The 26,444-nt window shown below is 29.3% G+C and carries 29 protein-coding genes; all 29 read left to right on the top strand.

Annotation, left to right across the window (positions count from 1 at the left end):
• Positions 1-11 precede the first annotated feature (11 nt).
• The 29 genes from fliF (at position 12) to JJC01_18630 (ending at position 26,414) form a co-directional block, all read left to right on the top strand.
• The gene (fliF, locus tag JJC01_18770) at positions 12-1,562 is read left to right on the top strand and encodes a flagellar M-ring protein FliF (protein UDN58173.1); all 1,551 of its coding nucleotides are present in this window, start codon (positions 12-14) and stop codon (positions 1,560-1,562) included.
• Between the two features lie 12 nt (positions 1,563-1,574).
• The gene (gene fliG / locus JJC01_18765) at positions 1,575-2,645 is read left to right on the top strand and encodes a flagellar motor switch protein FliG (protein ID UDN58172.1); all 1,071 of its coding nucleotides are present in this window, start codon (positions 1,575-1,577) and stop codon (positions 2,643-2,645) included.
• Entirely contained in the window at positions 2,629-3,369 is a 741-nt protein-coding gene (locus JJC01_18760) for a flagellar assembly protein FliH (GenBank protein ID UDN58171.1), read from the top strand. Before fliG ends, JJC01_18760 begins: the two co-directional genes overlap by 17 nt.
• A 3-nt stretch (positions 3,370-3,372) precedes the next feature.
• Complete coding sequence (fliI, locus tag JJC01_18755) at positions 3,373-4,692, top strand: flagellar protein export ATPase FliI (protein ID UDN58170.1); 1,320 nt, start codon at positions 3,373-3,375, stop codon at positions 4,690-4,692.
• Between the two features lie 30 nt (positions 4,693-4,722).
• Positions 4,723-5,169, top strand: coding sequence for a flagellar export protein FliJ (gene fliJ / locus JJC01_18750; GenBank protein ID UDN60217.1), 447 nt, complete (start codon positions 4,723-4,725; stop codon positions 5,167-5,169).
• Positions 5,170-5,197: 28 nt separating this feature from the next.
• A complete protein-coding gene (locus JJC01_18745; GenBank protein UDN58169.1) occupies positions 5,198-6,400 on the top strand; it encodes a flagellar hook-length control protein FliK in 1,203 nt (400 codons plus the stop codon).
• Positions 6,401-6,417: 17 nt separating this feature from the next.
• Positions 6,418-7,026, top strand: coding sequence for a flagellar biosynthesis protein FlgD (locus tag JJC01_18740; protein UDN58168.1), 609 nt, complete (start codon positions 6,418-6,420; stop codon positions 7,024-7,026).
• A 26-nt stretch (positions 7,027-7,052) separates the two neighbouring features.
• Positions 7,053-8,033, top strand: coding sequence for a flagellar hook-basal body complex protein (locus JJC01_18735; protein UDN58167.1), 981 nt, complete (start codon positions 7,053-7,055; stop codon positions 8,031-8,033).
• Positions 8,034-8,045: 12 nt separating this feature from the next.
• The gene (locus tag JJC01_18730) at positions 8,046-8,249 is read left to right on the top strand and encodes a flagellar FlbD family protein (protein UDN58166.1); all 204 of its coding nucleotides are present in this window, start codon (positions 8,046-8,048) and stop codon (positions 8,247-8,249) included.
• Positions 8,249-9,067, top strand: coding sequence for a MotA/TolQ/ExbB proton channel family protein (locus JJC01_18725; GenBank protein ID UDN58165.1), 819 nt, complete (start codon positions 8,249-8,251; stop codon positions 9,065-9,067). Before JJC01_18730 ends, JJC01_18725 begins: the two co-directional genes overlap by 1 nt.
• The gene (locus JJC01_18720) at positions 9,057-9,752 is read left to right on the top strand and encodes an OmpA family protein (protein UDN58164.1); all 696 of its coding nucleotides are present in this window, start codon (positions 9,057-9,059) and stop codon (positions 9,750-9,752) included. Before JJC01_18725 ends, JJC01_18720 begins: the two co-directional genes overlap by 11 nt.
• Before the next feature lie 11 nt (positions 9,753-9,763).
• On the top strand, positions 9,764-10,207 hold the full coding sequence (locus JJC01_18715; protein ID UDN58163.1) for a flagellar basal body-associated FliL family protein: 444 nt from the start codon (positions 9,764-9,766) through the stop codon (positions 10,205-10,207).
• A 14-nt stretch (positions 10,208-10,221) separates the two neighbouring features.
• On the top strand, positions 10,222-10,596 hold the full coding sequence (locus tag JJC01_18710; protein UDN58162.1) for a FliO/MopB family protein: 375 nt from the start codon (positions 10,222-10,224) through the stop codon (positions 10,594-10,596).
• Positions 10,597-11,262, top strand: coding sequence for a flagellar type III secretion system pore protein FliP (gene fliP / locus JJC01_18705; GenBank protein ID UDN58161.1), 666 nt, complete (start codon positions 10,597-10,599; stop codon positions 11,260-11,262). It abuts the gene before it with no gap.
• A gap of 12 nt (positions 11,263-11,274) precedes the next feature.
• Positions 11,275-11,544, top strand: a complete 270-nt coding sequence (fliQ, locus tag JJC01_18700) for a flagellar biosynthesis protein FliQ (protein ID UDN58160.1) — start codon at positions 11,275-11,277, stop codon at positions 11,542-11,544.
• Between the two features lie 11 nt (positions 11,545-11,555).
• Positions 11,556-13,370, top strand: coding sequence for a fused FliR family export protein/FlhB family type III secretion system protein (locus tag JJC01_18695; protein UDN58159.1), 1,815 nt, complete (start codon positions 11,556-11,558; stop codon positions 13,368-13,370).
• A gap of 8 nt (positions 13,371-13,378) precedes the next feature.
• Positions 13,379-15,454 carry a flagellar biosynthesis protein FlhA gene (gene flhA, locus JJC01_18690; GenBank protein UDN58158.1) on the top strand — a complete coding sequence of 692 codons (2,076 nt, stop codon included), beginning with the start codon at positions 13,379-13,381 and terminating at the stop codon, positions 15,452-15,454.
• The gene (flhF, locus tag JJC01_18685) at positions 15,429-16,445 is read left to right on the top strand and encodes a flagellar biosynthesis protein FlhF (GenBank protein ID UDN58157.1); all 1,017 of its coding nucleotides are present in this window, start codon (positions 15,429-15,431) and stop codon (positions 16,443-16,445) included. Before flhA ends, flhF begins: the two co-directional genes overlap by 26 nt.
• The gene (locus JJC01_18680) at positions 16,442-17,320 is read left to right on the top strand and encodes a MinD/ParA family protein (GenBank protein UDN58156.1); all 879 of its coding nucleotides are present in this window, start codon (positions 16,442-16,444) and stop codon (positions 17,318-17,320) included. Before flhF ends, JJC01_18680 begins: the two co-directional genes overlap by 4 nt.
• 13 nt (positions 17,321-17,333) lie before the next feature.
• A complete protein-coding gene (locus JJC01_18675; protein UDN58155.1) occupies positions 17,334-18,035 on the top strand; it encodes a FliA/WhiG family RNA polymerase sigma factor in 702 nt (233 codons plus the stop codon).
• Positions 18,036-18,050: 15 nt separating this feature from the next.
• Positions 18,051-18,473: a flagellar protein gene (locus JJC01_18670; protein UDN58154.1), complete on the top strand. Its 423-nt coding sequence runs from the start codon at positions 18,051-18,053 to the stop codon at positions 18,471-18,473.
• Positions 18,458-18,643 (top strand): flagellar protein, encoded by a 186-nt coding sequence (locus JJC01_18665; GenBank protein ID UDN58153.1) that lies wholly within the window; start codon positions 18,458-18,460, stop codon positions 18,641-18,643. Before JJC01_18670 ends, JJC01_18665 begins: the two co-directional genes overlap by 16 nt.
• A 40-nt stretch (positions 18,644-18,683) precedes the next feature.
• On the top strand, positions 18,684-19,457 hold the full coding sequence (flgG, locus tag JJC01_18660) for a flagellar basal body rod protein FlgG (protein ID UDN58152.1): 774 nt from the start codon (positions 18,684-18,686) through the stop codon (positions 19,455-19,457).
• Between the two features lie 20 nt (positions 19,458-19,477).
• The gene (flgG, locus tag JJC01_18655) at positions 19,478-20,239 is read left to right on the top strand and encodes a flagellar basal body rod protein FlgG (protein UDN58151.1); all 762 of its coding nucleotides are present in this window, start codon (positions 19,478-19,480) and stop codon (positions 20,237-20,239) included.
• Between the two features lie 22 nt (positions 20,240-20,261).
• Positions 20,262-21,143, top strand: a complete 882-nt coding sequence (locus JJC01_18650; protein ID UDN58150.1) for a FliM/FliN family flagellar motor switch protein — start codon at positions 20,262-20,264, stop codon at positions 21,141-21,143.
• A 2-nt stretch (positions 21,144-21,145) separates the two neighbouring features.
• On the top strand, positions 21,146-21,520 hold the full coding sequence (locus JJC01_18645; GenBank protein UDN58149.1) for a FliM/FliN family flagellar motor switch protein: 375 nt from the start codon (positions 21,146-21,148) through the stop codon (positions 21,518-21,520).
• Positions 21,521-21,551: 31 nt separating this feature from the next.
• Positions 21,552-22,922: a tetratricopeptide repeat protein gene (locus JJC01_18640; GenBank protein UDN58148.1), complete on the top strand. Its 1,371-nt coding sequence runs from the start codon at positions 21,552-21,554 to the stop codon at positions 22,920-22,922.
• A 113-nt stretch (positions 22,923-23,035) separates the two neighbouring features.
• Positions 23,036-24,976, top strand: a complete 1,941-nt coding sequence (gene htpG / locus JJC01_18635) for a molecular chaperone HtpG (protein ID UDN58147.1) — start codon at positions 23,036-23,038, stop codon at positions 24,974-24,976.
• A gap of 307 nt (positions 24,977-25,283) precedes the next feature.
• The gene (locus JJC01_18630; protein UDN58146.1) at positions 25,284-26,414 is read left to right on the top strand and encodes an iron-containing alcohol dehydrogenase; all 1,131 of its coding nucleotides are present in this window, start codon (positions 25,284-25,286) and stop codon (positions 26,412-26,414) included.
• Positions 26,415-26,444 lie beyond the last annotated feature (30 nt).

Genomic DNA, 26,444 nt, shown 5'->3' with positions numbered 1-26,444 from the left:
AGTAATAATCAATGATAGCCAGTTTTAAAAATAAGATTAAGGAGCAAGTTGCTAAATCTAGGACAAAAATAAGTTCTCTAAAAAAGGGAACTAAGATAGCATTAGGTATAGGGATTGTTGCTATATGTTTAGCGCTAGTATTTACAGCAATATCTGCAAGCAAAAATAAGTATGCAGTCTTATTTTCAGAACTAGATGTTCAAGATGCTGCAGATATATCAGCAGAATTAGAGTCTAGAAAGATAGATACCAAGGTAAAAGGAAGTACAATTTATGTTCCTAGAACAGAAGTTGATAAGTTGAGATTAGAGTTAGCTCCAAGTTTGACAAGTGGTTCTAAAGGATTTGCACTTATGGATGATAGTTCATCAATAGGTCTTACTGATGAAGAGTTTCAAATTAAGAAGCAACGAATGATACAAGGAGAAATAGAAAAAACAATCAAGAGTTTTCCTCAGGTGGAAGATACTAGAGTACATATAACATTTGGTGAGTCTTCTGTATTTGAGAAGGAAGCTGTTCCAGGAAGTGCAGCAGTTTATTTGATGCTAAAGCCAGGAACTACTTTAGAGAAAAATCAAATAAAATCTGTTATGGCACTTGTATCAGGAAGTGTTACAAATATACCAGAGAAAAATGTTCAAGTTATTGATAACAAAATGAACTTATTATCTGAAGGCATCTTAGATGATGAAGAAGTTGATGAAAACAATCAACCGATAAATGGTGCTATTAGTATTGATAAAAATAAGGCATCTGAGCAGGCGTTGAATAAACAATTAGAAAAATCTATTTTAGATATGTTAGAACCAATATTTGGTACAGGAAAAGTAAAAGCTACAGTAAATGCTGATTTGAGTTTTGATACAGCTGAAAAAACTGAAATAAAAATTGACCCTGATAAAGTTGCTATAAAGGAAACAAGGTCAAAAAATTCATCTAAATCTGCAACAAATAATGTCCAAGGTGTAGATGCTAATATGAATAACCAAGGAAATAAAAATGGTACTAATACAGAAGATAGTTTAGATGAGAGTTTTGAATATGAAACAGGTAAGATTGAAACTCACACTATAGTTGCGCCTGGAGAACTTAAAAGATTGACAGCTTCTGTTGCTATAGATGGAAAAATAGCTAAAGGTGTTCAAGCTGATGTGGAAGATATTGTTAATAATGCTATAGGCATGGATGGAGCTAGGGGAGATACTCTTAGCGTTGTTTCAATGGTATTTGACCCTAAAGGTAAGGCAGAAGCTAAACAAGAAATGGAAGATATTGAAAAAGAAGGATTCAAAAACAATATAATAAAAGCGGTTGTTGGAGTAGTAGCAGTTGTTGCAGTAGGTGTTATTGGATACTTAATATATAAAAAGAGAAGTGAACAAGAAGATATGGATTATGAAGATGAAGTTTATAGTACTAATTCTAATTCTATTGATAAGAAAGACAATCCTCTATTAGGGGATGACCCAGAATTGACATTAGAGGAAGCTGTTAAAATGTATGCAGAAGAAAAACCAGACCAAGTCACAGAGATAATAAAAACTTGGTTAAATGAGTAAGGGGGATAGAAAGTGTCCGCGGAAATTACAAATGTTAATGCGTTTGATTTAAGTGATATAAGTGAAAATGATAAGAAAGAGAAGGTAGAAGGTGAAGGTTTAAAAAAAGCCGCTGTACTGTTAATGACATTAGGTCCAACTGTGGCTAGTGATATAATAAAAAGTCTACCAGATAAACAAGTTCAAAAAATAGGTTTGGAAATTGCAAATATTTCTTCAATAGCTTCAAAAGAAAGAAGAGAAATATTAAAAGAGTTTGTAGAAATAAATAAAGCGAAAGATTATGTTATAGAAGGCGGGCTTGAATATGCCAAAGAATTGTTAAGTAATGCTCTGGGAAATGCCAAAGCAAGTAAATTACTTGAAGGTATATCAATAGATACAAGTACAAAACCTTTTAAACATATTATAAAACTAGATGTAAAGAAGATATTAGAAATACTTAGAAATGAAAGTGCACAGACTATAGCCATTTTACTTGCACATATGGAACCTGAAAATGGTGCAGAAGTTTTAGCTTATTTAGATTTTGATTTACAAAATGAAGTAGCTATGAGAATAAGTTCAATGGGTTCAATATCTCCAGATGTTATAAGTGTAATTGAAAGCTCATTAGAGGATAAATTGCATTCAATAAGTGGTGAAGATTTTAAAGACTATGGAGGAATAGCTACCTTAGTTCAAATATTACTTAATTCTGATAGAAAAACAGAAAAGAATATTTTGAATACTATTGAAGAAAAAGACCCAGCCTTAGCAGCTCAAATTAAATCTAATATATTTGTATTTGAAGATATTGTCAAGTTAGATGATATAAGCATACAGAAAGTACTGAAAGAAGTAACTATGAAGGATTTAGTATATGCTTTAAAAGGTGTGGATGATGAAATATCAGATGCTATATATAGAAACCAATCTTCTAGAGCAGCAGAAGCACTTAAAGAAGAAATGGAAATGGTTGGTGTCATAAAGGTTACTCAGGTTGAAGGTGCTCAACAAAAAATAGTAAGTATTGTAAGGAAACTTGAAAGAGAAGGTGCCATAACTATTGTAAGGAATTTTGGTGATGACTTTGTTGAATAATAAAATTATTAAAAGTAAAAAAGCATCATATAAAGGAGTTCTGGACTTATCTATAATAGATAAAGCTAGATTGGGAGAATCAAATATAAACGAGGATAATGATTGTAGATTTAGAGATGAAGTAATAAAAGAAGCTATAGAATCTGCTGAGATAAAAAAGAATGAGATATTGGAAGAAGCAAAAATAAACGCACAAAATATAGAAAAGCAAGCATATGAAAAAGGATATAGTCAAGGCCAGAAAAATGGATATGAGGATGGATATAAAGAGTCGTATAATGAGTATACCCAAAAAGCTAAAGATGAAGCAGATTCTATAAGAAATCAGGCAAATTTAATCTTATTACAAGCTAATGAGAAAATGACTGAGTACATAAAAGAAAAAAATAAAGAGATTATAAGACTTGCTATTAATATGGCTAGTTCTGTGCTAAAAAATCACTTTGAAGATGAAGACTCTATGAGCGATTTGTTAAAACAAATTATTCAAGATTATGAAGGAAGTAGTTCATTCATAGTAAGATGTAATTCTTTCTATAAAGACAATATAGAGAAAGAGTTTGAATTATTTAAAGAAGAAACATCATTAAAATCAAGTGTATTTGTTATCGCAGATGATAGTATAGATAAAGGAAATGCTATTATACAAAAGGAAAATGGAAGAATAATAGTTGGTATTGATTGTGCTATGGAAAAACTAAAAGAAGAATTGCTTGGTGAATAAAATATGTATAAAACTGATATCTCTATAGATTTTGACAAAATAAATAAGAAAATAGAAAATTTAGAACTCACTATATCAGAAGGTAGAGTTAAAAAGATAATAGGACTTACTGTAGAAGTTGAAGGAATAAAAGCTTTTGTTGGCGAGTTATGTGTTATATATAATCAAGTCAATAAGCCAGTGAATTGTGAGGTAGTAGGATTTAAAGATAAAGAAGTAATATTAATGGCATTAGGAGAGTTAACATTAATATCACCTGGTTGTAAAGTTATTTCTAAGGGGATACCTCTAAGTGTTATGTGTAGTGATAATTTACTAGGTAAAGTACTTGATGGTCTTGGAAATCCTATAGATAACTCAGAAATTGTTTTAGGAGATAGATACAACTTGAATAATGAACCTCCTGACCCAATGAAGAGAAAAAAGATACGAAATATAATGGAAACAGGTGTAAGAGCAATAGACGCATTTACTACTTGTGGTGAAGGACAGAGAATAGGAATATTTGCAGGAAGTGGAGTAGGTAAGAGTACAACGCTAGGTATGATTGCTAGAAATGCAAAAGCAGATGTAAATGTAATTGCCCTTGTTGGAGAAAGAGGAAGAGAAGTATTAGACTTTATTGATAAAGACTTAGGTGAAGAGGGAATGAAAAAATCTGTTGTTGTATGCGCAACATCAGATAAAGCACCATTAGTTAGACTTAAAGGTGCCCTTACAGCCACTGCAATAGCCGAATACTTTAGAGACCAAGGGAAAAAGGTAATACTTATGATGGATTCTGTGACTAGATTTGCTATGGCGCAAAGAGAAGTTGGAATAGCTATAGGAGAGCCACCAGCACAAAAAGGATACACACCATCTGTATTTGCAATTTTACCAAAACTCATGGAGAGAACAGGGACATCAGATAAAGGCTCTATAACCGCTTTTTATACAGTATTAGTTGATGGAGATGATTTTAATGAGCCAATAGCAGATACTACAAGAGGAATACTTGATGGTCATATAGTTCTATCTAGAGATTTAGCTAACAAGAATCATTATCCTTCTATAGATGTTTTAAATAGTTTAAGTAGACTTATGAATGAAATTGCTTCAAAAGAAGATATAAAAGTAGCATCTTTTGCAAGAGATATGCTCTCTGAATATAGGGAGGCAGAAGATTTGATAAATATAGGTGCATATGCTTCAGGGACCAATAAAAAAATAGATGAAGCAATCTATTATCATGAGCATATTATCAATTTTTTAAAACAAGGGATAAATGAAAAGAGTTCTTTTAACGAAACTATAAGTAGTTTGAAAAGAATATTTGAATAAATAATTAAAAAAATATTTGAATAGGTTGTGATAGAGTTGGATAAGAACTTTAAGTTTAGATTACAGAAGGTTTTAGACTTAAAAATGAAAGATGAAGAGAAGATAAAAATGGAATTTGCTAAGATTCAACAAAAAAAAATAGATATAGAAAATAATTTAGAAAACCTGGAAAGTAATTATAACAAGTATTCAATAAGTAAAAATAATGATAGTATTCAAAATCAAAAAATAACTATTAACTATTTGTTAGCTTTAAATAACTCTATAAAAGATTTATCAGAGGAATTGGACAAGTCAACAAATGAACTTGAAAAGGCTAGAAAACAACTCATAGATAAGCAGATAGAAAGAAAATCATTAGAAAAACTAAAAGAAAAAAAATATGGTCAATATTATAAAGAAGAAAATTTAAAAGAACAAAAAACTAATGATGAGTTTGCAAGCATGAGTTATTTGAGAAAAAGACAAGTTCTATAAGAAGAGTAGGAAGTGAGGATATTATTGTATGAAGATACAAGCAGATTCTTATAATGTTATTAAAGATATTGGGAATAAAAAGAGTTCATCTAAGAATAAAGATGTGAAAAATAATAAATTTGAGGATAATCTATATAAGGCAACAGATAATGGACAAGTTAAAGACAAAAAAGAAACAAGTGATCAAAATATCAGTTCAAATAAATCAGAAGATAGTGATAATGAGTGTCATTCAGATGTAGATAAAAGTAATCACTTAGAGGATGAAAGTACATATGAAAAAGATTGTAGTAAGAATAATGAGATTTTACAACAATTATTGAATCTTTTAAAAAATAATACTGAAAAAGATAAAGATATAAATTCTATATTGAATGGTATGGAAAAACTAAATATATCGGATGAGTTGAAACAAGAGCTTAAACTTAATAAAAATATATTGAATAATATTGTAAAGCAAAATGCAGAGTTAAATAAGGCTGACATGAATAACTCTAATGATATGCAAAATTTAGACATGATGAAGTTAAGAGAGTTTTTAGATAATAATGTTAATGAAAACTTTGAAGTAATTAGTAAAACTACAGAGGATGATAATAAAAGCATAGATTTATATAATTTTGATAGTAATAGAATGGATAACCTTAATTCAAATAAGAAAAGAGATGATAACTCTGATATTTTGGAAAAACTAGCAGGTATTAATGAAAATAAAAGTGGAAACTTTGGTCAAGTAATAAATAAAAGCATGGATATAAACAAAGTTAAAAATGATAATGTTGACTTAAAATATATAGAATCAAATGTTATGGACGATTCTATCAAAGCTATTAAACATATGAAAACAAATGACATCCAAGAATTAACAATTAGATTAAGGCCAAAAGAATTGGGAGATATGAACATACAATTATTGAAAGATAACGAAAGTATGAAAGCTGTTGTGACTGTTTTTAATAAAGATGTTTTTGACTCTATAAATAAAAATATAACAGATTTAAAGCAACATCTTGAACTTACAAATGTAAATATAAAAGATGTATCCGTGCAAATGCATAGTGATAATAGAAGTACATCAGATACTTTTGATAAAGCATTTGAACAACAAAATAGACAAAATAACCAAGAAAATATGAATAAGCAGGATACAAATAATAAGCGTAGCAATATGGTCATAGAAGATGAAATTAAAGAAAATATTGATGATGATAGAGTAGATTTATTAGCTTAATAAGGGGGAAATACTGTATGTATGGAGTGGCAACAGCTTTAGCAGGGGCTCAAGGAAACTATAGGTCAAATAACTTGAGCCAACTTGAAAGAAATATTAATGATATTGCTAATAAACAAGTTAGAAGTAAAGGAAATCAGACAGTAACAGATAATGGAACTCCAATTATAGGACAGGGTGATGATGCTGATAAAGACTTGTTTATGAAAATACTTGTAGCACAAATGGGTAATCAAGACCCAATGAATCCACAAGACCCAACAGAGTATGTATCACAATTAGCTCAGTTTGCAACTTTAGAAAAGATGTCAGCTATGAACGACAAGCTAGATATACTCTTAGCTTTAAGTAACTCTACTCTAATAAACTCTGCTTTGAGTATGGCAACGTCATTAATTGGTAAAGAAGTAGAAGTATCCGGAGAAGAGAAGGAAGATGAAAACATTGTAGGTGTAGTAAAGTCTACATATATAAAAGATGGAGAGGTACACTTAGAACTGAAAGTAGATGGTAGTGATAAAACTGTAGATGTTAAATATGAAAAATTACTTAAAATAGGAGAAGTAGATACAACTTCAGGAGAAGAAAATAACCCACCAGAGCAAGAATCTCCTGAACAAGAATAATATTAAATTAGAAAAGAGGTAAATTCATGATAAAAGCGATGTATTCAGGTGTAAGTGGAATGAAAGCAAATCAAACTAAACTAGATGTAATAGGTAACAATGTAGCAAATGCTGGGACTACTGCTTTTAAGAAAAGTTCAGCTAGAATAACAGATTCATTTTATCAAACTGTACTATATGCAAGTGCTCCAACAGCTGCATTAGGGGGAACAAACTTAGGACAAGTAGGTGTAGGTAGTAAGATATCAAGTATAAATAAAGATATGACACAAGGAAATGTACAGCCAACTAATAGACCATCAGATTTAATGATAGATGGAGATGGGTATCTTCCAGTAGTAAGGCAAGGTACAGTTATGTATACAAGAGATGGTTCTTTTAACTTAGATACAGGATTTAAAGCAACAGCTGGACCTCTGAACGGTGTCAAAGGTGGAAGACTTGTAAATGGAGATGGGTATATGTTACAAGGAGAGGTTTATAAGGGTACATATAATGCTACTACTGGTGAATTTACTAAAAATGCTACTGCAGAAGGAAAAGAACCTCTTGTAATACCTCTTCAAAGCGTAAGTCCTAAGGATGGAACTGTTCAAAATGTATTAGAATACAATATCTCTAAGGATGGAACAGTAGAATTTTTATTAAGTGATGGTCAAAGAACTCAGTTTGTATATCCTATACCTGATGGTAAAAAAGTAGGAGATGCATCTGGCTTAACTGATGCTGATGGAAGGATTCAAAAAGTACAAACATATGCATTTCAAAATCCAGCAGGACTAGATGCAGAAGGAGGAAACTTGTACAAGCCATCAGCAAACTCAGGAGACCCACAAATAGCAGGAGCTACAGGAACAATAATACAAGGAGCAATAGAAGCTTCCAATGTAGACATAGCAGAAGAATTTACAGAAATGATAATAGCAAGTAGGTCTTTCCAAGCAAACAGTAAAATAATATCTACATCAGATGAGATACTTCAAGAAATAATAAGTCTTAAGAGATAGTAGGTACATAGTATGATAAGAGTAACAGACTTAAACGGAAGAAGCTACATATTAAACTCAGACCTTATAGTAAGAATTGACTCCGTTCCAGAAAGTAGAATATTACTTACAACAGGAGAAAAAAATCTTGTAAAAGAGTCTGTAGATGAGATAGTAGATAAAGTGATAAAGTATAAAAGGAAAATAAATGTAGGTTATATTAGGAGCGAAAAGTAATGAAAAAAACAGATTCACTGACATTCATTGGACTAATATTATCTACAGTATTAGTTTTATTTGGAGCAGTAAAAGGAAGTAGTTCAGGATTAAAAAGTTTCTTTGATTTTTCATCAATATTAATAACAGTATTTGGGTCATTTGGAGCGTTGATGATTACATTTACTATTGATGACATGAAACTTATAAAAAATGCATTACAATACTCATTTAAAACAACGAGTATATCAAGATTAGACTTATTGAATCAATTTAAAGCACTTTCAAAAAAAGCAAGAAGAGAAGGTCTTTTGTCAATAGAAAGTGATGTAATGAAAATACAAGACCCATTTATGAAAAAAGGATTAGAGTTATGTATTGATGGTCTGGAAGTCAATGAAATAAGGTCTATATTAGAATTAGAGATAGATTCTGTTGAAGATACAAATAACAGATATTCAAAGATATTTAAAACTTGGGGAACATTCGCACCTGCATTTGGAATGTTGGGGACTCTAATCGGTCTTATACAAATGCTATCTGACCTTACATCACCAGATTTGATTGCTTCTGGTATGGGAAAGGCGTTAATTACAACATTTTATGGTTCTCTACTTGCAAATATTGCTTTAAATCCAATTGCATATAACATAGATGAAAAAACGGAAAAAGAAGTTTACATAAAAGAGATGATGCTGGAAGGTATAATAAGCATACAATCTGGTGAAAGCAGTATAGTAGTTGAGGAACGTTTAGCGACATACCTTTCAAAAACTGAAAAATTACAGTTTATGAAATCCAATAAAAATACAGAAAGAGCAATGAGTAATGGCGCGTAGAAAAAATAAAAAAAAAGATGAGATAAATCCAGATGCATGGTTGGCCACTTATGCAGACACAATAACTCTAATTCTTACATTTTTTGTACTTCTATATGCAACATCAGTTGTAGATATGGAAAAATTTAAAAATATATCAGATGCATTAAAAGGTCAGTTTTCTGGAGTAAGTATGTTTAACACAGGTTCAAGTACAAGTGCGAAGTCTCCAATAGATAGTGGTTTAGTGGATAAAAATGATAAGTCAGATTTAGAACAAGATTTAAAAGATAAGGTTAATAATTCTAACTTGCAAAATAGTGTAACAGTTAAGGATGATAGTAGAGGGATTTTATTAGAGTTAGATGACTCAATATTATTTGACTCTGGGAGTTCGGAGTTAAAAGTTGATAGTAAAGCTACTCTAAATAAAGTATATGACATGATAAAAATGATGAAAAATAAGATAGTTATAGAAGGTCATACTGATAATGTACCTGTAAAATCAAGTACACATGAGTCCAATTGGGATTTATCTTCTAGTAGAGCAGTAAGTGTTGTAAGATACTTTGTAGAAGAAAAGGGCATGGACCCTAAATTGTTTTCAGCAACAGGATGTGGAGAGTATCAACCTTTAGTTTCAAATGATACAGCAAAGGGAAGAGCTGAAAATAGAAGAGTTAATATACTTATAACTATCGACTAGGAGGAAGAGTTTTGTTCAAAAATAAAAAAATTATTCTAATTATTTTGATACTGATTGTTTTCTCAGCAGGAGCAGGGTTTTTTATATTAGGTAAAGGTGGAAGTGGACAAATTGATAAGATTATAGGTTTGTTTATTCCAACAGGAAAAGCTAAAGATGAAATAAAGACAGAAAATCTTGATTTAGAAGAAATGGTATTGAAGCTAGCTGATGAAGGTGTAAGATATTTAAAGGTGTCAATAACTGTATCTTATGATGCTTCATATAAAGATATAGAAAAAAATACACCTTTAATTAGAGATAATATTATAAATTGCCTTATGGCAAAAAGAGCAGATGATTTTTCTGCTGAAAATCTAAATAATATAAAAGATGAAATAAAAAATACTTTAAATACAAATTTAGGTGGGAATGTAATACAAAACATATATTTCACAAATATAGTAGTACAATAAAAGGATGGTAAGACATGATACTTTATTTATTAAAGATATTAATATGTATTCCAATAATTTTAATATTGATAGTCTTATCTTTAAAAATTAGCCAGGGAACTTTATTAAAAAAATACAATGACAAATATGTAAAAATACTAGACATTGTAAGTATAAATAAAAACAATAGCATAATAATTTTAAAAGTAGGTGAAGAAGGATGTATTATTGCATCTTCTTCAGCTAGTATGAATAAGATAAAAGATTTGACCAAAGAAGAAATATCAAAAATAGAAGATGACATTAAAGAGAGAAATTTTAAAATCCAAGATTTTAAAATGGAAAAAATCAAAGCAAAATATGATTTCAGTAGATATATTGGAAAATTTACAAAAAAGGAAGATAAGTAAATGGAACTATTATCAAAATTACCTTTGTCTGACGTACCATATACAAGTTCAATGCAATTGTTTTTATTTCTAACGGCATTAATGTTTTTGCCATTTGTAATGTTCATGATGACAAGCTTTGTTAGAATAGTCATAAGTTTATCATTTTTGAAATCAGCATTAGGAGCACAACAAGCAATTCCAAGTCAAGTTTTGGTAGGGCTTGCGATAGTATTGACAATATTTATAATGAGACCAGTATTAAATGAAATAAACGAAAAGGCATTACAACCATATATGAAAGAAGATATTACTATGGAAAAAGCCATGAAAGAAGCAGAAGTGCCTATTAAAGAGTTTTTACTAAAGCAAACTAGACAAACTGACTTAGATTTATTTGTAGAACAAGCAGGGTTAAAAGAAAAAAAATTAACTCGTGAAAATATACCCTTATCTGTTGTAGTTCCAGCTTTTGCGATAAGTGAACTAAAAACTGCTTTTCAAATAGGTTTTTTAATATACATACCATTTTTGATAATAGACCTTGTTGTAGCAAGTGTTTTAATGTCTATGGGAATGTTTATGTTACCTCCAGTTATGATATCATTACCATTTAAGTTGTTATTATTTGTAATGGTGGATGGATGGAACTTGATAGTAAAAACATTGATATTGGGATTTGGATAGGAGAAAAATAATATGAGTGAATTTATGATAATGAGTGTTCTTAAAAATGGTATGTTTACAGGAGCTATGATTGCAGCTCCAGTACTTATTGTTTCTCTTGTAGTTGGACTTTTAATAAGTGTATTTCAAGCTACAACTCAAATCCAAGAGCAAACTTTGACATTTGTACCAAAACTAATAGCAATTCTTTTGGTAGTAGCTATTGGTGGAAGCTGGATGTTACATACTCTTATTAGTTTTACTTCTGAGATATTCAATATGATGTCTCTTATAACTAAGTAAGTAGGATACATATGATTTTTGTATTTATTAGAATAGTAGCCTTCTTTGGAACATTGAGAATGCTATTTCCAGCTGGTACACCTGCTTTATTTAAGTCACTCTTTGCAATCATTATATCAATATTGATTTCAAGTACTATGCAAATTGAATATGTAACAAATATAGACAATATTGTAATGTTTACTTTATATGGTATAAATGAGACTATAACAGGGATTATTCTTGGATATATAACGAATCTATGTTTTTACAGTATCAGAATGGCAGGTTCTATGATGGACCAACAGATGGGATTATCAATGATTAATATGTTTGACCCAAATTCAATGACTCAAACAACTCTAATTGATAATCTTATGAACTGGACAGCAATTATGATATTTTTTAGCATGGATGGTCACCATATTTTAATTCGAGGTATAAGGTATAGTTTTGAGTTAATTCCAATAGGAAAATCATTTGTAGATAATAATATAGATTATATAATAAACATATTTGTGCAGTGCTTTATAACTGGGTTTAAAATAGCAATACCTATTGTACTTTGTCTGCTTATGGCAGATTTTATATTAGGTCTTATATCAAGAAGTGTACCTCAACTAAACGTAATGATAGTTGGTATGCCATTAAAAATATTGGTTGGTATAGCATTATTTATCATATCAATACCTTTAATTGTCAACCAAATAAGTCATTTATTGAGTCAAATACCAAAGATGTATGAGGGAACTTTTGCACTAGCCCCTATGTTTTTTATGGGTTCAACAGACAAAACAGAAGACGCTACTCCAAAGAAAAGGGGAGAACAAAGAAAAAAAGGTAATATAGCAAAAAGTAGAGAATTACCTGTTGCAATGACCTTATTTGCATTCACTTTGTTAGTCCCTACATTATTTTCATATGTAGTGGACACACTTAAATCTTCACTCAATCATTTTTTAAGCGTGAATTTTTATATGAACATAAATTATTCAAACCTAGAAAACTTAATTATAGTAGGATTAATGGATTTTTTCAAGATATTTTTGCCAATAGCTATTCCATTTTTGGTCTTAGGTGTAGTAGCTAACCTATTTCAAGTGGGAATATTATTTACTGGGGAAACTTTGAAACCAAATTTATCAAAATTAAATCCAATTAGTGGATTCAAAAACATGTTTTCTATGAGAAGTTTATCAACTTTAATAAAGGATACAGCAATTATATCTGTCTTAGCTTACATAGGATATAAATTTTTTCAAGATAATTATTTAGATATCTTAAAACTAGGGAATATATACTTACCAACTTTAATGTATACAGTTAAAGACTTAGTATATTCCATATTAAGTAAAATTTGTATAGCTATGATAGTTATAGCAGTTGCAGATTATTTTTATCAAAGGTATAGTCATAAAAAACAACTAAGAATGACAAAACAAGAAGTTAAAGATGAATATAAAAACTCAGAAGGAGACCCAGAAATAAAAGCTAAGATAAAACAAAAACAAAGACAAATCTCATCTCAAAGGACTATGCAAGCAGTACCAAGCGCTACTGTAATAGTAACCAATCCAACTCACTTATCTATAGCAGTGAGATATGAAAAAGGGAAGGACCAAGCTCCAGTAGTAGTGGCAAAAGGTGCAGATTATTTAGCTTTTAAAATAAGGGAAATCGCAAAGGGAAATGACATCCCAATAATAGAAAATAAACCCATTGCTAGGTTGTTATATAAGCAAGTAGAAATAGACCAAGAAATTCCAGAGGACATGTATCAAGCTTTTGCAGAGATCTTAGTAGCAGTATATAAAATCAAAAATAGATACAAAGTCCCAAAAAGGTAGGATAAGTAATGAATAAGTTTAATCTAAAAGAACATATGGACGTAATAGTGGCTTTTGGTGTTGTAGGAATTGTTCTTATGATGATAGTGCCATTACCTACATTTATATTAGATATTTTACTGGCAATTAACATAAGTTTATCTGTGCTAATTTTATTAATGACATTATTTACAACAAATGTACTTGATTTATCTATATTTCCAACAGTGTTACTTGTTACAACACTATTTAGATTGGGATTAAATCTTTCATCAACTAGATTAATTTTAACTCAAGGATACGCAGGTGAAGTTATAGAGGCATTTGGAAGTTTTGTTGTAGGTGGAAATTACGTAGTAGGGATAATTATATTCCTAATTATATTAATTGTTCAATTTGTCGTTATAACTAATGGTTCTGGAAGAGTATCTGAAGTAACAGCTAGATTTACGTTAGATGCCATGCCAGGGAAGCAGATGAGTATAGATGCAGATTTAAATGCAGGAGTTATAGATGACAAAACTGCTAGAAAAAGAAGAAAAGAACTCCAACAAGAAGCTGATTTTTATGGTTCTATGGATGGTGCAAATAAGTTTGTAAAAGGAGATGCTATAGCAGGTCTTATAGTAACAGCAATAAATATAATAGGAGGAATTGTAATAGGAGCTGTAATGCTAAACATGACTCTTATGGGTGCAGCTCAGACTTATGTAAGACTTACTATAGGTGATGGACTTGTAAGCCAGATACCAGCTCTACTAATATCCACATCAGCTGGTATAATCGTAACAAGAGCTTCGACTGATGAAAACTTTGGTGACTTAGTAGGTAAGCAATTAACAGCAATACCAAAAGCAGTAATGATGACTGGTTGTGTTTTAATTATACTTGGTATGATGCCTGGATTACCCAAGCCAGCGTTTTTTTCACTGGGAATAGGTGCAATAGCAGCAGGTTACTTCTTAGGAAGAGAAAAGAAGGATACCTTAGAAGATTTAGATTTTGAAAAACCTGATATGGTAAATCCAGACAAAAACGAAGTAGAAGATGTAACAAACTTAATAAATGTAGAAGCTATAGAAGTAGAAATTGGATATGGCTTAATATCTTTAGCTGATGAATCAGCAGGAGGAGATTTACTTCAGAGAATAGCATCAATAAGAAGACAATGTGCCATAGACATGGGTATAGTTGTACAACCTATAAGAATAAGAGATAATTTACAACTAAATCCAAACCAATATAACATAAAGATAAAAGGTAATGTAGTTGGTGGATATGAGATAATGCCTAATATGGTTTTATGTATGGACCCTATGAATCAAGGTTTTAATATATTTGGAATAAAGACAATTGAGCCTACTTTTGGAATAGAGGCACTTTGGATAGAAAGTGATAAGGTAGAAGATGCAGAGTTAAAAGGTTATACAGTTGTAGATTCATCCACAATACTTATAACCCATTTACTAGATATAATAAAATCCAATGCACATGAGTTACTGGGAAGACAAGAAGTTAAGACTATTATAGATGCAGCAAGAGAAAATTATAGTGCTGTAGTTGATGAGTTGATACCAGACTTAATGACACTTGGTGAAGTTCAAAAAGTACTTAAAAATCTGTTGAGAGAAAAAGTAAATATAAAGGATAGGGTTACAATCCTTGAAACACTTGCAGACCAGTCCAGAAACACAAAAGACATAGAGCTTCTTACTGAATATGTGAGAATAGCTTTAGCTAGAAGTATTTGTACGAATTTGGTGGATGAAGATAAGTCAATTGTAGTGGCTACATTATCTCCAGAAACAGAGGAATTGGTATCTAATAATTTACAAAGGTCTGTAAATGGAACTTATCCAGCTGTTGACCCAGAAAACACAAACAAAATATTTGAGAGTATACAAGATGTAATAGGTAATGTATATTTCAATCATAATATACCAGTAATAGTAGTATCACCAAAGATAAGAGCACCATTTAGAAAACTAGTTGAGATTGTATATCCTAATTTGACTGTACTATCATTAAATGAAATACCTAATGATGTTAAAATCAAAGCAGAAGGTGTGGTGAGCATATATGATGACGAAAAAGTATACAGCTAATACAATTCAGGATGCTATGAATCTAGCCAAAATGGAATTGGGTGACAATATTACATTAATAGATAAAAAAGAAGTAAGAAAATCTGGAATACGAGGTATTTTTTCAAAGAGAGATATCGAATTAACTGTCGGATGGGAAAAGAGAGATAATGTAGAACAAAATGACTTGAAACGAGAGGTAGAACAATTAAAGTCAATTATAAGTAATATGGGGTTTGATAATAAGAATGACAATGATATAGATAAAATATGTAAGAACCTACTAAATCTAGAGTTAAATGAAGAAATTGTAGAGTCCATAAGAACTGACTTACAAGAGATGAAGTTCAATGGAATTGATACAAGTAAAAATTTAGTGGAAAGTCTAAAGAAAAAGATTAAAATAGAAAATCCAACGATAAATGGGAAAATCGCTCTAGTTGGACCACCAGGAGTAGGTAAGACAACTACAATAGCAAAGTTAGCCGCAAAATTAGTATTTGAGGAAAATAAAAAAGTAGGTGTAATAACTATAGATACCTATAGAATTGGCGCTGTGGAGCAGTTAAAGATATATACTGACATAATGAATATTCCTTTTAAAGGAGTAATAAGCCCTGATGAGATGGAGTTGGCACTTGATGAGATGAAAGATTGTGATGTTGTATTAATAGATACTACAGGTAGAGGATATAAAAATTCTATGCAAATATTAGAAATCAAAAATCTCATAGATAAAGCTGAAACTGATAATATACACTTAGTTTTGAATTGCACAACAAGAGAAAATGATACAAAAGCAATTATAGATTCATATAGAAATGTGAACTTTAAAAGCTTAATAATTACAAAGCTGGATGAAACAATCACATATGGTTCCATCTTTAACATAGTGAATTATGCACAAAAACCAATATCGTATATTACAATAGGGCAAAGTGTTCCTGATGACATTATAAAACCTAATGAAGATAAGATTATAAGATTACTATTAGGAGTTGAAAGTATATGATTGACCAAGCTCAAATCTTGAGAAAGATGGCAATAGAAAAAAGAGGACTTGATGAATTTATAGTGGAGAATGGGAATGCACCTAAGATAATTACAATAGCTTCTGGGAAAGGTGGTGTTGGAAAGAGTAATCTCGCTACAAATTTGTCTATCTGTTTGACTAGGCTTAATAAAAAAGTTCTTATATTAGATGCAGATATAGGAATGTCAAATATAGATATAATAATGGGTGTAAATGTAAAAGGTACGATAATTGATGTAATTAATGGAGAAAAAAATATAGAAGATATAATTTCACGTACTAAATATGGTGTGAATATAATTTCTGGAGGTTCTGCACTTAATCATATAGAAGATTTTACAGAAGCTCAAAGAAATAAGTTTATACATAGCATAGAACAGATTCATGATGTCGATTTTATAATAATTGACACAGGTGCTGGTATGAGTAAAAGTCTATTGTCATTTATATATTGTAGTACTGAATTTTTCTTAATAACAACTCCAGAACCAACATCATTAACTGATGCATATAGCTTACTAAAGGCCATAAGTAATTTTGGGATAAAGAGAAGTGCAAACATAATAATCAACAGGGTAATAAATTTAGAAGAAGCAAAATCTACATACAACAGAATAAAGATGGTTGTAGACAAATTTTTAAATCTTAATTTAGAGTTATATGGATATATAATAGATGATAAAAAAGTAGGAATATGTGTAAAAAAGCAGATACCATTTATTCTGGAATATCCTACAAGTAGCGCTTCAAAGTGTATTATATCTATAGCAAAGAGAATGGTAAGTCAGTCAAGAGAAGATATTGATGAGAATAAGGGTCTACTAAGAAAAATGTTTAGTATATTTAAAAGCTAAGGAGGCGTAGTTAATGAATAGAGAAGAATTAATAAAAGAGAATATGCCTCTTGTAAAGAGTATAGCAAGAAAATTTTTTATACCTGGGAAAGGCTTTGAATATCAAGATTTAGTAAATAGTGGAGTTATTGGATTGATTGATGCAATAAATAAGTTTGATGTTGAAAAAGGAGCAAAATTTTCTAGTTACTCTTATATAAAAATAAAATCAGCTATATTAGATGAAATTAGAAATCAAAGTCCAATCTCTAAGCATAATTTAACTAAAGTAAATAAATATAATAGAGTAGTAGAAAAATTGCAGGCTGAGTTATTAAGAGAGCCAACTTCATATGAAATTGCGAATGAATTAAATATTTCAGAAAAGGAACTTTATGATATCGAAAATAATATAGACATGCTAAATATTGTATCATTAAACCATGTAATCTTTGAAGATACAAATGAAACTGTACAAGATACAATAAGTGACAGAGATGAAGATATTCCAGCAAATGTAATAGAGGAAGAAGAAAAACTAGAAATTTTATCTCAAGCAATTTGTAATTTAAAGGAAAAGGAAAAATTAATACTTTCACTGTACTATTATGAAGATTTAAATCTAAAGGAAATAGGAAAAGTGCTAGGTGTTTCAGAATCAAGAGTTTCACAACTCCACAGAAAATCAATAAGAAACTTGAGAAGCAAAATAAAAGAACTTAAATATTCTATATAGATGGTGATTGATGTGATGATACAAATTATATTAATAGTAGTGTCTATTTTGATAATAGTAACTATAATAGCAAATTTACATAAGGAATCGAAAAACAAAGATAACAGGTACTTTGACAAAATATTTGAACAGGAATATGAGGCAAATGATAGATTGATAGTTGCAGAAAAAAGAAGATTCTTTTTAGATAAAGTACTTGCTGAAATAAGAAGTAATAATCATATAAAAGTTTATGAAAATTATAACTTAATAAAAACTAATGAAGAAAAAAAAGACAGTATCTTTATAGAATCAAGACAGGAAATAAAACAAGAAAATGAGCTATCTCTTAAAGTGAAACATCTTATAAATTCTGGTTATGATGATGTGGAAATATGCAAGATGCTACATATTGGAAAGGGTGAGCTGTCATTAATAAAGAGTTGTTACAAAATATAAGAATATTATTATTTGATAAAAAAGTACTTTTAGGAATAGGAATTGGTATATTAATATCGACTTTATGTATAATGCTTTTTAGTAATAATGATATGAGCAAAGCAGAGATAGAAAAAAAGGCCAGAGCATTAGGGATGAAATATTCAAGTGAGATGAAAGTTTTAGAATAAATAATCTTGTTAAACAATTTACGAAAAAGGAGGTCATAATGTGATAAGAGGATTATATACAGCAGTTTCGGCTATGATAACAAATCAACAAAAGCAAAATGTTGTTGTCAATAACCTAGCCAATATGGACACTAATGGATATAAAAGTAAACAGCTTTTAACCAAGAGTTTTGATTCATTGAAATTAGAAGCTTACAATAACTACGCAAATGGAACTAAACAAAAGCAAGAGATAGGTGAAATAAGTCCAGGTATTTCCATGGATGAAACTATTACAAATTTTAACCAAGGTCCTATAAAGCAGACTGATAATAAAATGGATGTAGCTATTCAAGGTAAGGGGTTCTTTTTGGTTAGTGATGCAGCTGGGAATCAGTTTTATACTAGAAATGGTAATTTTAGGACAGATAATCAAGGAGACCTTATAACTAGTGAAGGATACTATGTTCTTGGAACAAATACTGTAACTGGTGCTGTGGGTCATATAAATGTAGGAAATAAGAAATTTGAAGTAGCAAATGATAATACAATATCACTGGACGGAAATGCTATGTACAAATTTAATATGGTAGATTTTAATGACTATAATAAGCTAAAAAAAGAAGGCGATAACCTGTATTCTGGAGAAGGAGCTATAAAAGCAAATAATGCATATACAATACAAAATGCTATAGAGTCATCTAATGTAGATATGGTATCTGAAATCAATAATATGATGACAATTTCAAGAGAATATGAAGCAAATCAAAAAATAATTCAAGCTATGGATTCTAAATTAGCAAAAATAGCAAGCGAGATTGGTTCAGTAAGATAGATAATAGGAGGTGAATTTTTATGTACACAATGTTTTATACTAGTAAAACAGCTTTATCAGCAAATCAAAGTAAACTAGATATAATATCTAATAATATAGCAAATACTGATTCCACAGGATATAAAAAGCTAAATATGGAATATTCTGATTTAGTAGATGAAGTACTAAATAGACCATCTTACCCGACAAATGGTAAAGACATATCAACTGGAACTGGCTCTAAAGCCTCAGCTCCTATGAGAAATTATGAACAAGGAGCATTAGCTCCAACAAATAGTAAAAGTGATTTGGCAATAGATGGAGAAGGATTCTTTAGAGTCATAAGAAATGATGGGACATATGCATATACAAGAAATGGTGGATTTAATGTAGATGCTTTAGGTAAGATTGTAGATGATAGTGGAAATATACTAGATGTCCAATTTGATGCAGGTTATAACTACAATAATACAAATATAACTGATACAAACTTAACCGTTTCAAGAAATGGAGATTTATTTGTAGATAATAAAAAAATAGGAACGATAAATTTGTATGAGCCTACAGGAACTCAAAATTTTATATCTGAAGGAGATAGCCTATTTGTTGCAACTGATGCAGGAGAAGTCAAACAAGTTGGAAAAGTTGATATAGTTCAAGGCTACAGAGAAAGGTCAAATGTTTCTTTACAAGAAGAATTTGTTGATTTAATAGCTACTCAAAGAGCATTTCAAATGAATTCAAAAGGAATAAAGACAGCTGATGAAATGTGGCAAATAGCTAATAATTTAAGAGCTAAATAATTATGTAAGGTGAGGAATATTCATGTATGATATGAAAGATTATGATTTCGGCAAACCTCAGAGTTATTCAAGAGAAAATTTAACTTGCTTAAATTTTTTATTAGCTGAATTCTGTAAAAAATATAAAAACTATATAGTTTATGAACTTAAGTGTAATTCTAGTATGGTGGTTGAGAATATAGACCAAGTAAATTATCAAACTTTTTTAGATAAAGTGACATCTTCGTGTTTAGTAGTACAAAATTCGATGGAACCTATTATGAAAAACTTTTCTTTTAGAATAGATAGAAGTGTAGCTGATATGTGGATTGATATAACATCTGGAGGAAATGGAGTTACAATAGATACTAACAGAGAACTTACAGAACTTGATAAGAAATTACTTTTACATCTTATGGAGGATTTAGTAAGAAATATGCATTTATTTGAAGGCTTTGAAAACATACAAGTGTTAGATACACATACACATATTAATTTACCACAATTGTGTTCACCAACTGCACCTGTATGTGTTGTAGATTTAAAAGTGCTAAATGATAATAAGCATATTGGTAATGTTTCACTTTGTTTCCCATACAATGCTTTAGAGGCCGTTTTGGAAAATATTTCTGTAGTAGAATTTTTAGATATGGATGCAGGGGATAATTCAGAGGAATTCACTAAGAAAATCTATGATAGTGTATCTAATATAGAATTATCAGTTATTGCAGAGATAGGTAAAGTATCAATTAATGTTGAGGATTTACTTAAACTAGAAGTTGGAGATGTAATAGTAACAAATAAAAAGATAAATGATTATATAGATGTATATGTAGAAAATTCAAAATCATACACAGCAACACCAGGATTTATATCAAGTAAAAAGGGTGTGAAAATAAATGATGCTGTCAAAAAAGAGGTGTAGTTATGGATAATAGTAATCTTATTTCAGATGAAGAAGCAAAAATGTTACTGAATGATAAAATTGAAAAAGAAATTAGTGGAGATGATGAATTAGCTTTAGAAATTTCTGAAACTAATAGAAATAATATAGATAGAATACTTGACCTTAAGTTAGAGTTATCTGTAGTTATAGGAAGAACTAAGATGAGTTTGAGAGATATTTTAAATCTAAATAAAGGTTCTCTTATTGAACTTGATACTTTAGCAGACCAAGATGTAGAAATACTAATAGACAATAAAGTACTGGCTTATGGAAAAGTGGTAGTGGTAGACTTAAACTTTGGTGTAAAAGTAACAAGTATAGTAAGTGAAGAGGACATGGTAAAATCTCTTGTTTAGAAACAAAATCAATTAATACTTATGGCATGAGGTGGTATTTATTTTAAACTTAAATGATGTAAAGAAAGATATATTAAAACTCAATAAAAAAGACTCATGTGTTCTATATAATGAATCTATCGATAATATAAATAATAATTGTATATCAAGTGGATTAAACTTTTTAAAAGAAGCAAGAGATTTAAGCCCAAATGATGTAGATATTTTAAATCTTATAGGTCTTGTAAACCTACTAAAATGTAATTTTGATGAGGCTGTAGAAAGTTTCTATAAGAGTTCCCTTTGCGAAAAAACTGCTCTGTGTGAAAAGTATATAAATATGCTTACATCTGAGGAGTTTTTAATTTTCTTTGAAAAATATAATCAGCTTATAAGATTCATAAATAAAGGAATGTACAAAGAAGCTATACAAGGTTTTAAATTTATAACTGAGCAATATAGTGACTTAATAGAGCCTTATGAGTTACTTGCTTTGATTTATGATAAAGAAGAAGATTACATAAAATTTGATGAATGTTTAGAAGTTTTAAAAAGAATTGATAAAGAAAATCATTTATTAAACCAAGAGAATAATATATTAGATACATATAATAAAAAAATTAAAAGTAATGCAGACGTAGATATTTATGAAAGTGAATTTTCACATAAAAATATTAAACACTCTAAATTTGATGGAACTAAAGATGTTGTTAAGAAAGATAATATAACAGAAAAACAGAAAAACTTAGCTTCTAATGAGAAAAAAAATATTAAAAAAAATAAATATCTACATTTAGCAATAATATTAGGTATATTATTAATAGGACAAAATATATATAGCTCTTATAAGATGAATAATTTAAAAAATCAGATGTCTGAAAACACTAGTGTTAAAAATGAAGAAAAATTAAATTCTAGCTTAAATGATAAAGAAAATAAGGATAAGACTTCTAATGCAAATAATAATGATAGAGGTAATGACAAAGAAGATGTAAATTCTGAAAAAAATACTGTAGACAATGAAAGTGATAAAAATACTGATTTATTTACAGAAGATGAATTGATGTCTAAAGCGAATAATTTAAAGAAGGAAAAGAAAACCAAGTCGTCTATACAATTATATAAAGAGGTAGTAGATACTGGTGAAAATAAAGGCAATATATCAGAGGCAACTTATCAAGTAGCTATTCTTAGTGAAAAATTAAAAGACTATAATACTGCTGAAGAATATTATAAAATGTATGTAGAAAATTACTCAGAAGAAGATGCCTATTTTGATGAATCGTATTATAATTTAGGTATGATGTATTATAATAAAGGTGATTTAAAAAACTCTAAATTGACATTAAAAAAACTAGCTAATAAGGTTCCTAATAGTATGTATAATAACTCAAAGGTAAAGGAAATTTTAAAAGAGGAATAAAAAAATAACTAAGAAAAATAAATTATTTTATTTTAAAATAATTTATTTATAATATATTGACATACTATTTTAAAAAATTTAAAATAGTAATTATAAAATGAGGAGGGATAAAAATGGAGTTTGAAAAAGGAAGTATTTCAATTCATACAGAAAATATTTTTCCTATAATTAAAAAATGGTTATATTCTGATAAGGACATATTTATAAGGGAGCTTATCAGTAATGCATGTGATGCAGTAAGTAAACACAAAAGACTTATATCATTAGGAGAAATATCAGAAAATAATCCATCAGATTATAAAATTACTGTATCTGTAAATAAAGGTGAGGGTACACTTAAATTTATTGATAATGGAATAGGTATGACTGAGGAAGAAATAAAAAAATACATAAACCAAGTTGCCTTTTCAGGTGCAGAAGATTTCTTTAATAAATATAAGGATAAAATGGAAGAGTCAAATGACATAATAGGTCATTTTGGGTTAGGATTTTATTCTGCATTTATGGTGTCTAAAAAAGTACAAATAGATACACTTTCATATATGGAAGGAGCAACTCCTGTAAGATGGATATCTGAAGGTGGTACAGAATATGAAATATCTGAATCAGATAGTAGACATGACAGAGGAACTACGATAACACTATTTATTGATGATGATAGTAAGGAATTTTTAGATGAATTTACTGTAAGAGGAATAATAAACAAATACTGTTCTTTCCTACCAGTAGAGATATATTTAGAAGATGTTGAAAGATTAGAAAGAGAAGCTAAGGAAGATGAAGAAAAAGCTAAAAAGCAAAAAGAAGATGGAAAAGAAGAAGAAGTTATAGATGCAAAGGTAATTGAACCATTAAATGATACTAATCCTTTATGGCTTAAATCTCCAAAGGATTGTACTGATGATGAGTATAAAGAGTTTTATAGAAAAGTATTCAATGTATTTGATGAACCTTTGTTTTGGATACATCTAAATGTTGATTATCCTTTCAATTTAAAGGGTATACTTTATTTCCCTAAATTAAAAAATGAATTTGAATTGACAGAAGGAAAAGTAAAATTATATAACAATCAGGTCTTTGTAGCTGACAACATAAAAGAAGTTATACCAGAGTTTTTACTTTTATTAAAAGGTGTAATAGATTGCCCAGATTTACCACTAAATGTATCAAGAAGCTTCTTACAAAATGATAGAGATGTAAGTAAAATTTCTAAACATATAATTAAAAAAGTAGCAGATAAGTTAAAATCTCTTTGTAAAAATCAAAGGGAAGAATACAACAAGTTTTGGGATGATATACAAATATTCATTAAATATGGTTGTTTAAAAGATGAGAGCTTCTATGAAAAAGTGAAAGAATGTATATTATTTAAAACTATTGATGATGAGTATATAACACTTCAAGATTATTTAGAAAAATGTAAAGAAAAACATGAAAATAAAGTATTCTATGTAAGTGATAAAGAGCAACAATCACAATATATAAAATTATTTAAGGAATATGACCTAAATGCTGTGGTATTAAATTCATCAATAGATACTCATTTTATTTCATTTATGGAATACAAAGAAAATGGTGTTAAATTCAACAGAATAGATGCAGACCTTTCTGATGTATTAAAAGACAAAAATGAAAATAAAGATAGTGAAGAAAATAAAGAAGAGATAGCTAAGATAGAAGGGTTATTTAAAGAAGCTGTCGGAGAAAGAGTGAAAAATTATTCTGTAGAGGGATTAAAAAACGAAGAAACTCCAGCTATGATTTTAGTATCTGAACAATCTATTAGAATGGCAGAAATGCAGTCAAGATTTGCTGGAATGGATTTAGGAATGAGCTTTGAGGAAGAAAAGACTCTTGTAATAAATGAAAACAGCCCGATTATCAAAAAATTAGTTTCTCTTAAAGATGATGAAGAAAAGAAAGATAAAGTAGCACTTATATGTAATCAAATAGCTGATTTAGCTTTACTTTCTAATAAAGAATTAAAGCCAGGAGAATTAGATTCATTTGTACAAAGAAGTAATAAACTTATGAATATGTTAATAGAGTTATAGACTTAAAATATAGGAAAATAAAGTTTAAAAAATTTGTATGATACAAAAATGAAAAGAGTTGTCTTAAGATGATTGAAATTATCTTTAGATAACTCTTTTTTATTTTTATAATTTTTAGTTAAGTTTTAATCATTTAACGGTACTTCAGCAAGAAATATATTTGATTAAATAGAGTTAACTTGATATGAAATAAAATAATACATATAATTAAGTAAAAGATTATTTTATAAATTATGTTTCAATACATAATTATACTTTTATTAAAAAATAAAGTTATTACTAAAGTAGAAAAATAGGAGGTTTTAGCATGAATTTTAATTATAGTTTGCCAGTAAATATTTTATTTGGAAGAGGAAGAATTAATGATGTAGGAATAGAAGTATCTAAATATGGTAAAAAAGTATTAATTGTAACTGGGAAAAACAGTACAAAGAAAACAGGGTTACTTGATAAGACAATAGATTTGCTAAAAGGTGCTAAAGTAGAATATGAAGTTTTTGATAGAGTAGAGCAAAATCCTCTTATAACTACTATATATGCAGGCGTAGAAGCTATAAAAGAAACTGGTTGTGATTGTGTTTTAGGTCTTGGTGGTGGAAGTATAATGGATGCAGCTAAAAGTATAGCTTTTTCTTATAAAAATCCAGGTGATTTAAATGATTACATATTTGGAATTAAACAAGGTGAAGAGGCCCTACCTATAGTTTTAGTTCCAACAACATCAGGCACAGGTAGTGAAGGGAATTGTTTTGCAGTGCTTACAAATTCAGATACTAAAGATAAAAAATCTATAAAAAAGAATAGCATGTATGCAAAAGCCTCAATAATTGACCCAGAGCTTATGGTAACAATGCCAAAACATATAATTGCATCAGTTGGATTTGATGCACTTGCTCACAACATAGAAGCATATCTTTCTAATGGAAGAAATCCTCTTTCAGATGTACAGGCTATCTATGGGATTGAACTTATATCAGAAAGCTTAGTAAATGTATACAATAATTCTGATGATTTAGAAGCTTGGGAGAAAATAACACTTGCAAGCACTATTGGTGGGATGACAATTGGTACAGCTGGAACAACTCTTCAACATGGAATGGAGCATCCTGTAAGTGGTCTTAGAGATGTAATGCATGGAAAAGGTCTTGCAGCTTTAACACCAACTATTGTAGAAAGTTCATGGGATAGTGATATTGAAAGGTTTGGAAATATATCAAAACTATTGGGTGGAACTTGTGCAGAAGATTGTTCAGGTGCAGTTAAAAATTTCCTTAAAAAGATAGATTTAGATATAAAGCTAAGTGACTTAGGTATTGTAAAATCAGATATTGATTGGTTAACTGATAACTGTATGAAAATATCTGCTGCAAATATTAAGAGACATCCAAAGACTTTTAATAAGGAACAAATAAGAGAAATATACTATAAATCTTTGTAAATTAAATTTATAAATTAAATTTTAGATAAA

Origin of the sequence: Clostridioides sp. ES-S-0010-02 (assembly GCA_020641055.1) — a bacterium.
In the GTDB taxonomy this organism is placed as follows: Bacteria; Bacillota; Clostridia; order Peptostreptococcales; family Peptostreptococcaceae; genus Clostridioides.
Note: the sequence above shows the minus strand (reverse complement) of the source record. Positions and strands in the feature narration are given on the sequence as shown.